The sequence below is a fragment of the Gammaproteobacteria bacterium genome (assembly GCA_011682695.1).
GTDB lineage: Bacteria > Actinomycetota > Acidimicrobiia > Spongiisociales > UBA4744 > BMS3Bbin01.
Map to the genome: position 1 here is coordinate 1 of JAACED010000062.1, position 12,609 is coordinate 12,609.

At 61.6% G+C, this 12,609-nt stretch carries 9 protein-coding genes; 4 read left to right on the forward strand and 5 right to left on the reverse strand.

Features of this window, described 5'->3' with window-relative positions; all coding sequences use genetic code 11:
* Positions 1 to 45: 45 nt before the first annotated feature.
* The 5 genes from GWP04_10555 to GWP04_10575 all read right to left on the reverse strand — a co-directional run bounded on the left by GWP04_10555 (position 46) and on the right by GWP04_10575 (position 6,008).
* Positions 46 to 1,026, reverse strand: coding sequence for a hypothetical protein (locus GWP04_10555; protein ID NIA25991.1), 981 nt, complete (start codon positions 1,024 to 1,026; stop codon positions 46 to 48).
* Positions 1,027 to 1,188: 162 nt separating this feature from the next.
* Positions 1,189 to 2,427 carry a glycosyl transferase family 2 gene (locus GWP04_10560; protein NIA25992.1) on the reverse strand — a complete coding sequence of 413 codons (1,239 nt, stop codon included), beginning with the start codon at positions 2,425 to 2,427 and terminating at the stop codon, positions 1,189 to 1,191.
* A 56-nt stretch (positions 2,428 to 2,483) separates the two neighbouring features.
* A complete protein-coding gene (locus GWP04_10565; GenBank protein NIA25993.1) occupies positions 2,484 to 3,584 on the reverse strand; it encodes a glycosyltransferase in 1,101 nt (366 codons plus the stop codon).
* 4 nt (positions 3,585 to 3,588) lie between these two features.
* Positions 3,589 to 4,485, reverse strand: coding sequence for a glycosyltransferase (locus GWP04_10570; protein NIA25994.1), 897 nt, complete (start codon positions 4,483 to 4,485; stop codon positions 3,589 to 3,591).
* Positions 4,486 to 4,601: 116 nt separating this feature from the next.
* Entirely contained in the window at positions 4,602 to 6,008 is a 1,407-nt protein-coding gene (locus tag GWP04_10575; protein NIA25995.1) for an oligosaccharide flippase family protein, read from the reverse strand.
* A 357-nt stretch (positions 6,009 to 6,365) separates the two neighbouring features.
* Here GWP04_10575 and GWP04_10580 point away from each other — a divergent pair, with 357 nt between their 5' ends.
* The 4 genes from GWP04_10580 to GWP04_10595 form a co-directional block, all read left to right on the forward strand.
* On the forward strand, positions 6,366 to 7,865 hold the full coding sequence (locus GWP04_10580) for a hypothetical protein (protein NIA25996.1): 1,500 nt from the start codon (positions 6,366 to 6,368) through the stop codon (positions 7,863 to 7,865).
* 175 nt (positions 7,866 to 8,040) lie between these two features.
* Positions 8,041 to 9,567: a hypothetical protein gene (locus tag GWP04_10585; GenBank protein ID NIA25997.1), complete on the forward strand. Its 1,527-nt coding sequence runs from the start codon at positions 8,041 to 8,043 to the stop codon at positions 9,565 to 9,567.
* A gap of 83 nt (positions 9,568 to 9,650) precedes the next feature.
* Complete coding sequence (locus tag GWP04_10590; protein ID NIA25998.1) at positions 9,651 to 11,171, forward strand: hypothetical protein; 1,521 nt, start codon at positions 9,651 to 9,653, stop codon at positions 11,169 to 11,171.
* A gap of 299 nt (positions 11,172 to 11,470) precedes the next feature.
* Positions 11,471 to 12,609 (forward strand): hypothetical protein (locus GWP04_10595; protein NIA25999.1); only part of this gene is annotated, 1,139 nt, incomplete at its 3' end.

A 12,609-nucleotide genomic window follows, 5' to 3' on the forward strand; every position in this document is an offset into this window, starting at 1 on the left:
CACTCGGCGGTGTTGCAATCACCGAGTATCGAGGGGCTCTGGCCATCAACACAGCATTATCAACCGCCGGCTCCCCACCTCACCGCGCAGTCTCAGATAGTGAGGAGAACGAAGCCGGAGTACGAAATAGGCCAGGACGTAAGCCGTGCCGGCGGCGAGCATCGGATCGAAGAGTGGATGAGGTTGCGTTCTTCTCAGCAGGATGAGCGATGCCCGGTAGGCAGCAAGGGGTAGCAGGCCCAGTATCAGAGCCGGATCGGTCATTGTGTAGGTGAAGACGGTGCGCGGCAGAATAAGGACACTGGCGATATTGTCGGCACCGTAGAGAGCTTCGCCTCGGTGCGAATAGACGACGATGAAGTAGGTGAGAAGAAACGCTGCCGAGCCCGTCAGAAGCAACCAATCCAAGAGCTTGAGAAGGCGTGGAGAGGTTTTCCACGTCATTGCGAGATGGACGGTGGCGAATGTGCCCAATGCCAGGAACCCAGGTTCCTTGTAGTACAGAGCAAGTGTGCCCGAGATGACCGCCAAGGCGACAGGTGCCGCTTTCCGTGTCCTTTGTGCTCTTGCATACATGACGAGGAAGATGCCGAAAAGCAGCGCGGACGTGCGCTCAGGAACCAGAAGTCTGAACCATGAGTCTGTGAAGGCGGGTGAGAGAAACAGGAGCACGGCGACTCCGGTGATCAGCGCAGGCTTGTCGGTGGCGGCTCCCATGAGTTTCAAGAGGACAACGGAGAAGATGGCCAGCTCAACGGCGTTGACTGTGTAAAACCAAAACGGCTCTGTCGAGAACAGTGCGACCAGGTTGTACTCCTGGCCGCTGAGAGGGAAGAACCTTCCGATCTCCGGCGCGATGTTGAAGGGGATTCGCACGCCGCGCATGACCGTGGTGAAGAAGCCGCAGTCGTCAATTGGTCCAAACGCCGGCTTTATCAGGACGAGCCCGACGAATACGAGCACCGTGATCGTATAGAGGAGATACGGCGTCGCAATGCGCTGTCGCGATGGCTTCCAACCCCCCACGCGGCCCCCCCGGTCCGCTTTCCCTGCTCGGCCACCCTAGCAGCCAAAGTTTGCCAGTGCCGGGCCGGGTGAACGGGATTGCGCATCGGTCGTGTCGTTGCATGGGGTCGGTCGGTGTGGTGGGATGCAAGTCCGTCTCGAACCTGGCTCGACAGGACGAACTCACTCCGTTCGCCAGTCGCTCCAATCTCGCCGGAGTCGGCGTATCGTACGGTCGAGAAGGATGCCACGGGCGACCGAGCTGCCGATCTCACCGTTGAGTGCCTCGATCATGCGCCGTCGTTTCCAGGGAGGCAGTTCACCAAAGCTGGACGAGGGTCCCAGGTGAAAGAACGCCCCCTGTCCCGGCAGATCGAGATTGAGGGCCTCGGGCTGTAAGAGCATTGGAAAACTCACGTCGGGCTCAGAACTTGGACGGCTCGAGAGCAGTCTGCTCGTCGTGACGTGCTTCGGCTGCTTCGAACCTCGTAGATCGACCGTGATGTCGCTGCCGCCGAAATCGGGCCATCTCAAAGCGATGGTGTCAGGATGCGGTTCGAACCATGCGTCGTATCGGATGGCGCGTTCACTCCAGGGAGCGAAACGCCAGTCTCGCGGTCCGTACGCCAGTGGCGTCGTGAAGTTGATCGTTGCACGGCGGAAATGCTCTCCCGCGTCGCCACAGTTCGACGTCAGTGATGCGCGGGGAAACGCGAAGTAGCGGTCCGTGTCGATCAGGTATTCCAGGAACGATCGCTTCCACGACTTCTCGGGAGGCCATTCCGCTGCCTGCCGGGGCAGTCGACCGGGGGATATGGGCTGGGAAGAACGCTGCCAGGATCGGAAGCGGGCCCACTGCTCGACCGTCCAGAGCTGGCCCCACGACGAAGGCATCTGCATGAACAACGTATCGAACCCATCGTCCAGCGGATGAAATGCGAGGAGGAGCAACTCGTCCAGTCGATATGCATACGTAGAGATCCCTGCCACGGAATCGATCGATCCGTAGAAGGTCGCCGCGGCCTGTGCATAGCGATACACATCCGGCGAAGCGTACAGGTCGTCTTCGAGCATCATGATGCTGCCGTACTCGGTCGTGAGGTCACCACAGGCCAGTACATGCGCTCGAAGCCCAAGAAGCGTCTTGTGTCCGATGATGCGTTTGGGCCCGAACGGCCAGTCATATCGATGTGCGACCTCCATCGTGGCGCCTACGGAATCATCGATGCTGATCACCAGCGGGACGTCCTCACCGGTCGGAATTCGAATCTGCTTTAGGCTGCCAAGCAGTCGAACGAGCGTACGGGGTCGATCGTACGCGACGATCACGATGGCCGGAGCAGGGGCGTCGCTCGGCGGACGGTGTGCGACCCTATCCGCGTCGGTCGCCGGTTTATCGGGAGATGAGCCAACCCTGTCCATGCGGAGCGCCTTCTGTGCCTGATGCGTTTCCCACAAGGTAGTCGTACCGATGCCAGTCAGCTGTCATCGCTTGCGAGCAGAGCACGGACATATCCTTCGAACGAATGCTGATCGCGGATGAATGCCGGACCCTGGTTCTCTGCTCCGCGACTGAGCTCGGTGAGATGGGAGAGTCCGGACATGATGCCGTCGGCAAGCGAGCGAGCATCATCAGGTTCGACCACCACGGCGCCTTCGTAGTCGGATGGGAGCTGGGGAGCGAGCACCGACGTCGTGACGAGCGGTCGCCCGCGTGCCAACGTATCCAGCAGTGCGCCAGAGGCACCCCCATGTCGACCGAAGCTGTCGAGGTAGGGCAGCACGACCAGGGCGGCGCTGTCGATCGAGTGGGCCAGTTCGGCGTCCGACACATACCGGTCGATCCAGGTGATGCGCGAGGCGCCACCACGGGATTCGAGTTCCGCGCGCCTCGAGGGATTCTGGGGGCCGATGAACGTGACCTCGACATCATCGGGGAGACATCGGAGTGCCTCGAGCAGGACTCCTGCCCCCTTCTCGACACGCGCCTGACCGACAAACAGGAGTTGTCTGGAACGGGACGTCCCGTCAGCGTGCGGGTGGCGCTCCGTCGAAGAGCCTGCTTCGACCGGATAGCCGATTCGAACGATCATCTCCTTGGGCAGGAACTCGGCAAGGATCTCGTAGGCTCGCACGGTATGGACCACGACTCTCTCGCCGCGTTCGACCCATGAGAGCAATCGCTTTCGTGCCGAGAGCGTTCGGAGGCGGGCAAGACCTCGTCGATCGTCGAGGTAGTGATGTGCGTGGTGCAGTACATGGATGGTCCTCGCGATCCGAGCCCCGTTTCGCGGCCAAGTCCATATCGTCTTGTCGAGGTAGAGATTCGCAAACAGGTCGATCTGCTCCGACGCACAGAGCCGGATCACGCGGTTCAGTACGCGTCGGCCGGTGATGACCTGGCGGTGTCGCGTCTCGGGGACGCGAATCCAGCGTCCTCGCTTGCCGTCCAATCCTGGAATCGGCTCCGGCGATGCAGCGACCACGTAGTCGCCGTGATCCAGCGCCGCCGAGACGATTCCGTTCAGATAGGCGGTGTGGTGCCCGTCTGCAACGTCGTCAAAGAGGCTCAATCTCATGGGCTCACCCGCGTTTCGGGCTGGTGGCATGTTGGAGTTCTCGGGCCATCAACCGCCACCATCGGGGCAGGTATCCCCGGCCCAGAGCGATTAGCGACTGCATGCGCTCGGAAACCGAGACAGGGGAGCGGAGGATCGATCTCATGTCCTCCACAAACACTGTGGTCCTGTGCAGGTAGCGGCGCTGAGTTGCCTTCGGGTCGAACCACGCCGTTCGATCTTCGGGAGCCGCATGTGCCACGGTGGAGCGTTCGTCGTGGAGGCGTCGAGTGAAGAGATACTCGGGAACCTCGTAGAAACGACCGAGGAGCGCGAGCTCCGCGAGCAGCACCTCATCGGAACTCGCGAACGGTGCGATGAGGCGGGTCTGTCGGAGCGCATCGGACCGGATGATCCCATACACGGCGTTACACAGCTCCACATTTGCGACCAGGTGGTGCAGCCTCTCGTGCGGGGATGTCTGTCTCAGGTCGAGACGATCTTCGTAGTGCCGGTCCTGTTCATCCTCGGAAGTCAACAGCGTGGTACGCGGGTACACGAGGATGAGGTCGGACGGGCACGACTCGAACGCGGCGAGGCATCGTTCAAACATCGTCGGTGCGATCAGATCATCGTGGGATGCCCACTTGAAATACCTACCTGTTGCTTTTGTGAATACGAAGTTGTAGTTGGCAGCCGCACCCAAGTTCTCTGCCTGGCGGTAGTACCTGATCCGGTGGTCGGTGTCTGCGTAGGTGCCGACGATCTCCTGTGTGCGGTCTGTCGACCCGTTGTCGGAGATGATGAGCTCGAAGTCTCGGAAGGTTTGGTTCAGGATCGATTCGATGGCAGTGGCAATGAAGGCTTCTCCGTCGAAGACGGGCATACCCACGCTGAGTGTCGGGCCGCTCATGTTGCTCATCCAGCCACCGTCGTGGTCGAGGTCGGCTCTCGTGCCGTTCCAGGGAGCCTACCGCCACGGCGTTCACACGCCGGGTGTCATCCGGACCGGTGTTGATTCGCGTGAGAGATCGGCGATCAGGCTCGCAACCGGAGGCTGTACCCAAGAGTGCGACTGGCAAGGAGAATGGCGGCACCGTATACGAGGATTCCGAAAGCGGGTCCCCATGCGAGTAGCCAGGGTCCGGCGCTGAACCCGAGGGGACCCCGAGCAAGGACAAGTGCACCGATCATGATGAGTGAGGACACCGTTGGCACGACGAGGGTTCGGAAGATGGCCCAGCGCTTGGTCTCGAGGAAACGTCCAGTCAACAGGAGTACGTAGCCGACGGGAAGAACCCCGGTAACGACCGTTGCCCACGCAGCGCCAACGATGCCGCCCTGGATGGTGAAGGGGTAGATCGCTACTGCCAGGAGTAGCACCATTACGAGTTGAAGCTTCGTGTTGATGTCGGGCCTGCCTGCCGCGAAGAGGAGAGGACTCGTTGTCGACCCGATCGATCGCAACAGGCCCCACAGCAGCAAGACGTTGAAGGCGGGAATCAATGGCAGCCACTTGGCGCCCATGAACGTGCCGACCAACTGAGGCCCCACGAACCACAGGCCGGCCGCGACCGGAAACGCGACCAGTGCGACGGCGCGCAGTGTCCGAAGGTAGGCGTTGCGGAGACGTTCCTTGTCGCTTTGGAGCTTGGAATACGCAGGGAACGCGACTTCGGTGATGACACCCGTCATCTGGTGGCTCGTGAACGAAGACAAGGTGTACGCCGTCGTGTAGAACCCGAGCATGGTCGCTCCGAGCACGCGCCCCACGACGATGTCGTCGAGGTTTGCCATGAAATACGAGAGGATGGCCGAGCCGAACACCCAGATACCGAAACTGAGAAGCTCGCGCATCTTGCGACGGTCGAAGCTGAGGTGTGGCCGGTAGGGATGCGCGATGTAGGAAGCGATCGTCGTCGAGATTTCCCGGGCTAGGACACCGAGCACCAGCGCCCAAACGCTCCGCAAGATCAAAGCGGCGGTGACCGCGACGACGAGATCGATGACATGCGGTATCGATCGGTACTCGAATCGACGGCGGAATTGGAGGTCCCTGTCGAAGAAGATCACTCCCACGTTCTTGAAGCCCGAGATGACCATGCTGAGTCCCATGACGCGCAGGATGCCTGTCGCCGCGGTGGTGTGGAAGAAGCTTGCGACGAGCGGAGCTGCGAGGATGACGACGCCACCGACCACGAACCCGCGGAGGATCGCGACCGTCCAGGCCGCATCGAGATGGCTGTCGATATCTCCCTTGCGTTGGATCAAGGCCTGGTCAAAACCGGTCGTTGTGAATGTGTTGAGGAACGCGAGGGTCAGCAGAGCAATCCCCATCAGGCCGAAGTCGGCAGGTGACAACAGCCGGGCAAGAATGACAACGCGCACCGTACGCAGGCCACGGATCGTCATTGTGAGTGCGAACGCCCAGACGCCGGCGTTCATGGTGCGGTTCGTCAGACTCCCGCTGGGATGGAGGAGCCAGTTCCACGCGGCCCTGATCCGTTGTTTTCTCGGCGGCATCGGTTTCACATGGCTACTTTGTCGTCGGCTTCAGAAGATCAGGCCGTGGGCGATCGCAGATGTGCGTGGAACGCGTCGAGCCACTCTGCGTGATCATGCTAGCGGCCTCGTCGAGAGTGGCACAGTCCCGCCACTCGGAACGACGTGACAACGGAAGGCGGCTCGGGCCGGCCACGATCGCTGGCCAGAGGCGAGTTTCGCTCGTCTGCTCGGCGACTGTGTCGCCGCAATCGTCGTGTCAGTGGCATAGCGGTTGGACGAACGGGTACCGTTCCCACCGTGAAGCGTCGCCAAGACCTTCCGACGGACGGAACGTCCTACCTACCTTCACGGTACGAAGGGCTCTTCGACGTGACGGAACTGGTCGGGCAGTTTCGTGTGTCCTCGGATTCTCTCGAGGTGCCGAACGGCTGGCGAGAGCACCGGATCGGGCCTTGGCAGCTCGTGCATGATCGTGCGATTCCAGCGAGGCGGATCATCATGGAAGACCGCGTGATCGGGTGGCTGGTGGGTTATCCGGTGTCACCCGAAGGGACGATGGTCATCGGGGATCTCGACTGGTCATTCGAGAATGGGGATGCCGGACACGAAGAGGAAGTCGAGCAAATCCTGTACTCGCACGGTGGGCGGTTCGTGGCGTTTCTGTTCGCACCTCATCGGCCTCGGGTATACGTGGACCCGATGGGCTCATTGGGGGTGCTCTTCAGCGCCGATCAGAGAATCGTCGCTTCTTCCCCGTTCCTGATCCCTCGTACTTCGCCACCTGACGACCGAACCGAGCTCGTTCAGGCGCTCGGAGTCCCCGGTTCCGAGGCGATCTACCCGTTCGGACTGACGCCACGAGCATCGATCGATTACGTCATGCCGAACCACTACCTGGATCTCACGGATTGGACAGTGAAGCGGCATTGGCCGACCGGCGATATCGAATACGTCGAGGACCCGGCGACGATGGTGCGCGAGATCATGAGAGGAATCCGGAAGAACATCGGTGCGGTGGTCCGCTCGGGACCGGCGCAGATGTCGCTCACCGCCGGACAGGACTCGCGAGCGTTACTGGCCTGCTCCCGTGAGTACCTCGATGACATCACCTTCATCACATTCTCACTCTCCGACACCATCGGCCGACCCGACCGAAATGTCGCGCCGCGGATCGCTCGGAGTCTCGGGCTCAGCCATCGGCTCATTCGAGCATCGAAGCACACGCGTCTCGACGATGCTCGGTGGGTGTACCGGACCGGGTGCATCGTGGACGAACCAAGAGGTCGCCGGTTGATACGGGCAATGGATCGGCTCGACCCGAACAAACCGTATCTGCTCGGCACGAGTGGCGAAGTCGCCCGTGGCCTCTACTGGCGTTCCGACGATACGCCGTCGACTCCGCTGACAGCCGAGAGCGTGCTCAAACGGAAGAAGATAGTGCCGCATCCGGAGATCCTGGCTCGCGCCCGACGCTGGCTGGAGGAACTTCCAGTACACGACACACGCACGAAGCTCGATCTCCTTCAGATAGAGAGAGGCCTCGGCGGATGGAATGGGTTTCTCATGTACGGGTTTCCGCACGCAGGCAGATATCACCTCTTTCCCTACAACGACCGAGGAATCTTCGGAGCGATGCTGCGGCTGCCGCCCGAGTATCGGCGTAATCAACTGCTGGTTCACGACATCATCGCCGCGACGTGGCCGGAACTTAGGCGCTTCCCCTTCAACGAAGGAACGTTCGGGGTGTACGGCGCCTATCAGCGGTTTAGGAGATTCGCCAAGAAGGTCTTGAGGTAGATCAGACGGCAGCGGTATCAGAGAGCCGCTTGGCCCACCCGCCATTACGGGGATCCTTGCGCCGAGTGTCCGAGTGTCCATGCTGCGAACTGAAGCAGCTCGAGGAAAGAGTAAGGAAGAAGAGAAGGAGGGAGTAGGGTGATTTCAGGAGCGCTGCGCGCGTTGAGGGGGGGACATGAGGCGACACACCGATGCCGACGGTCCCGTCATCGGTGCTGCACCGTCTGAACTCGCTGGGCAATTCAGCGCCGAGGATTTGGTCGGTCACTATCGGCTCTCGGCGGCGGAAATGCCGATTCCGGACGGATGGGCCGAACGATGGATTGGGCGCTGGCAACTCGTGTGCGACCACGCGATTCCGGTGATGCAGCTCACGGCGGCGGGTGAGCCGGTCGGCTGGATCGTGGGTTATCCCGTATCGTCGGACGGAACACTGATCAGTCGAGATGTCGATCTGCCGATCGATACGACCGTGCCCGACTACCGGGAGATCGAGCGGATCCTCTACGCGTTGGCCGGCCGGTTCGTCACGTTCTTGCTCTTCCCGTCGAATCCGAGGGTGTACCTGGATCCGATGGGGTCACTCGGGATTCTGTACTGTTCTTCACAAGGGATAGCTGCCTCCTCTCCATTTCTCATCCCCTACACCTCCGAGACCGAGGACCGGGCCGATCTCATAGAGGCGCTGTCCATTCCTGGAGGTCGCCTGTACTCCCCATTTGGATTGACGCTCCGCCACTCGGTCGAGTGGCTGATGCCCAATCACTACCTGGACCTGAGAGAGTGGCACGGGATCCGTCACTGGCCGACCGGAGAACTCGACGTGGCCGACCGTCCGTCAGGGTTGGTGCAGTGCATCGAGCAGGCGCTGAAGAAGAACATTGGTGCAGTCGTGGGTGCCGGACCAGTGCAGATGTCACTCACCGCCGGGCGGGACTCACGGATGCTGCTTGCGTGCGCCCGTGACTGTCTGGACGGCATCACGCTGGTCACGTTGACGCTACCCGACCGTATCGGCCGGACGGATCGCAATGTCGCACCGCGCATCGCGCGCGACCTCGGGCTGCATCATCGACCTATCCGCCGTCGCAGAGCGAGCGAATTCGAGATGCTGCAATACGCATATCGCACAGGATGCATGCTGCGCGACCCGAGAGCCCAGCAGGCAGTGAAAACGATGGCGCAGCTGGATCCACACCAGCCGTATCTGATGGGACTCGGCGGTGAGATCGGACGAGCCAACCACTGGAAGCCCGATGATCGGGCGGGCACCGACTTTGGCCTCGAGGAGTTCCTGGCCCGCAGAGGGATTCCGAGGCGTCCGGAGATCACGAGCCGCGGGGCTCGATGGTTCGAGGAGCTTCCTGTCGAGAACACTCTCACGATTCTGGACCTCATCGAGATCGAGCAGGAAACCGGCGGATACGACTCGTGGTACGCGTTTGGCTTCCCCCGCGCCGGCAGCTACCACTTCCATCCGTTCAACGATCGGCGGATCATCGACGCGATTCTGCGATTGCCAGGCGACTACAAGCGTGCCCAGAGGCTCACCGACGATGTTGTCGCCGACACATGGCCGGAACTTGCCGAATTCCCGTACAACAGCGCTACCTTTGGAGTGTACGGCGCGTGTCGGCGCCTCCGCAGCCGTGCCAGACGGTTTGTGACTGCGTCGAGGAGGGTCTCTCTCTCGGATGGATGATAAGCAACGCTGAGAGTGGGCATCACGGTCAGACGCAGTGGCTGTCCTGTGTAGGCTTGCGGGGACGGTGGACGGTGGGGAGCGTGGCAGAGCACATCTGGTCTTTGAGGCGGCGCCCCGACATCGGTGATGCCGAGGTGATGTGGCCACACGAACTCATCGAACGATTCGATGAATCCGAACTCGTGGGCCAGTTTCGACTCTCGGAAGCGGCCATCGCGACGCCGACCGGATGGCGCGAAGAGGCGATTGGATCCTGGCATCTGGTCTACGATCGTGCGCTCCCGGTGATGCACATCACCAGCGAGGGAGATCCCGTCGGATGGATCCTGGGTCAGCCGATCGTGGAAACGGGCGCACTTCTTACTGCCGACTTCGAGGTGGGCTCACGATCTCGAACGGTCGGTACAGACCTGGTTGAGAGCCTTCTGGACGAGTTTGCGGGTCGATTCGCGGCGATCATCGTTGGGCTCGACGTGCCTCGACTCTATCTCGACGGTGCCGGCTCCATTGGCGTGATGTTCAGCGCGGATCAGAGAATCGCTGCATCGTCCGCGTTTCTGATTCCATACGCCGAAGCTGGCGACGATCGGCTCGCGTTCGCAAGGGGCAGGGGCCCGTTCGAATACGATCCCCATCTCCACTTCGGTCTCACGGTGCGCATGTCGGTGGACTGGCTGCCGCCCGATCACTACCTGGACCTCTCGACTTGGCGGGCCGTTCGTCACTGGCCGCGGGCACCGATCGTGTTCACAACGGACATCGGAGAAGTCATCGAGTTCGTCACAGAGAGGATTCGTCGAAACATCAGAGCCGTCGTGGAGACCGGACGAACTCAGATGTCGCTCACTGCGGGGATGGACACGCGTCTCATGCTCGCCTGCGCCCGGGGCCTCATATCCGATATCGAATTCGTCACCTATGAGATTCCCGATCATGACGGGCGTATTGATGTGGCCGTAGCCCGTCACATCGCCAGGACGATGAAGATCCGCCACCGCGTGATTCACAGACGGCCGGCCACAGACCGGGATGTGGAGAGGCTCCTGTACCGTACCGGGGGTATGGCCGCTGCCGATGCACGCTGTCAGTCAGCAGTGAACACGATGTCCGGCATGGACCCGACCATGCCATATATCGCGGGGACCGGAGCAGAGATGACCCGCATGCCGGTGTTCTTTGAACTCGATGACGAAGCTGAGCGTCTCACCATCTCGAGAGTGCTCGAGATGCGCGACTATCCGACATGGCCTGAAGTTGTCGAACGTGGTGGACAGTGGTTCGAAGGCCTACCGGTTGACGATCCGTACACCATTTTCGATGTCCGGGCTCTGGAGCTGCGCTTCGGAGGTTGGGGCGGCTTTCTCACGTACGGATACCCCGATGCTTCCAAGTTCGTGTTCTACCCGTTTTCCGATCGCCGCCTTCTCGAAGCGCTGATGAGCCTTCCGTCCTCGTACCGCCGCGACTATGGAGTCGTCAACGATGTCATTACGTCCCAGTGGCCCGAACTGCTCGAGATTCCCTTCAACGATGCGACGTCGGGTCTGTACGGCTGGTACCGAAGTGCCCGAAGGCTCGCCAAGCGCGTGCTGAAGCGCTGAGCGAATCGCGTCGGTCTCGATGGGCGAGGCGGAGTCGGAATGTCGGGGAAGTTCTCTCGGAGTTGTGTCCACGCACCCGAGTACACCGCCCTCGCCGACTGCTTGTTCAACATCGCCGCACCCATCAGCGGGAAGACGGCCGATAGTCTGACGCACGCGATTGGAGGACAGGCCGGTGTCGGTGGCGGCTATCGGGCAGTGGGGCGTCGAACTTCCACAGTCAGGACCTCTTGATATTGCCGGAATGACTACGTACAGTGGTTGCCTGACCAAATTCGGTGCACGCGGGGAGGCATGCCATGACGTCCAAGAGTCTGATCTCTGCCCTTTGGCGACTGCTGCGGGCAAGGTCGACGATCATTGCAGTGACGTTGTGGATCACCATCGGATCGGCCGTCGTGCCACTGTCGCAGGCCAACGCCGCGGATTACGGGTCGCTGACCCAGGGCGTAGTGGAGCGAATCTGGGGCGCCAGCCGATTCGAGACAGCGGCGGCGGTGTCCGCGGCCGCGTTCGATACGGGCGTTCCGGTGGCCTACGTTGCCACCGGCTTCAACTTCCCCGACGCCCTTGCCGGAGCTGCGGCCACGGGCGGCGACGGCCCGATCCTTCTCGTAGCCACCGACACCCTTCCGCAAGCGACCGCTGATGAGCTTCAGCGGCTTGCACCGGCTGAGATCATCATTCTCGGAGGGACCGGCGTGGTTTCGCCGTCGGTCGAGTCGGCCCTCGCGACCTACACGACCGGCGCGGTGACACGCTTGTCAGGTTCGGATCGGTATGCATCCGCCGCAGCCGTGTCTGCGGCCACGTTTGCGCCCGGAGTTCCCGTCGCGTACATCGCTACCGGGCTGGACTTTCCCGATGCGCTCGCGGGCGGTCCCGTTGGAGCACTCAGAGGGGGACCGATTCTTCTCGTCGGCAGCTCGATTCCTGCCGCCACCGCTGCTGAGCTTCAGCGGCTCGCGCCGGATGAGATCGTCATTCTCGGAGGGACCGGGGTGGTTTCATCGTCGGTCGAGTCGGCCCTCGCGACCTACACGACCGGCGCGGTGAGACGCTTGTCAGGTCCGAATCGGTATGCGACCGCGGCAGCCATCTCCCAGGACTATTTCACTCCGGGAGTCCCCGTGGTTTACATCGCGACCGGTCTCAACTACCCGGATGCCATGTCAGGAGGACCTGCAGCAGCCCACCAAGGCGGGCCCATGCTGCTGGTCGGACAGAACGTGATCCCGGGGGAGACTCGCCAAGAACTCCTCCGACTCGAAACCGCCAGGATCGTTGTCCTCGGTGGTACCGGTGCAGTCTCCGACGCCGTTCTGGCCGACCTCGAATCGTATCTGGCGCCGGTGGCGGTTGATGATTCGGCGACGACGCCTGAGGGGACGTTGGTGGTGATCGATGTGGTCGCCAACGACGTCGACGGGAATCTGGA

Excerpts from the sequence above, each read along its gene's own strand:
- GWP04_10585 (NIA25997.1), top strand. The coding sequence starts at position 8,041 with ATGAGGCGACACACCGATGCCGACGGTCCCGTCATCGGTGCTGCACCG.
- GWP04_10570 (NIA25994.1), bottom strand. The coding sequence starts at position 4,485 with ATGAGCAACATGAGCGGCCCGACACTCAGCGTGGGTATGCCCGTCTTC.
- GWP04_10565 (NIA25993.1), bottom strand. The coding sequence starts at position 3,584 with ATGAGATTGAGCCTCTTTGACGACGTTGCAGACGGGCACCACACCGCC.
- GWP04_10575 (NIA25995.1), bottom strand. The coding sequence starts at position 6,008 with ATGAACGCCGGCGTCTGGGCGTTCGCACTCACAATGACGATCCGTGGC.
- GWP04_10560 (NIA25992.1), bottom strand. The coding sequence starts at position 2,427 with ATGGACAGGGTTGGCTCATCTCCCGATAAACCGGCGACCGACGCGGAT.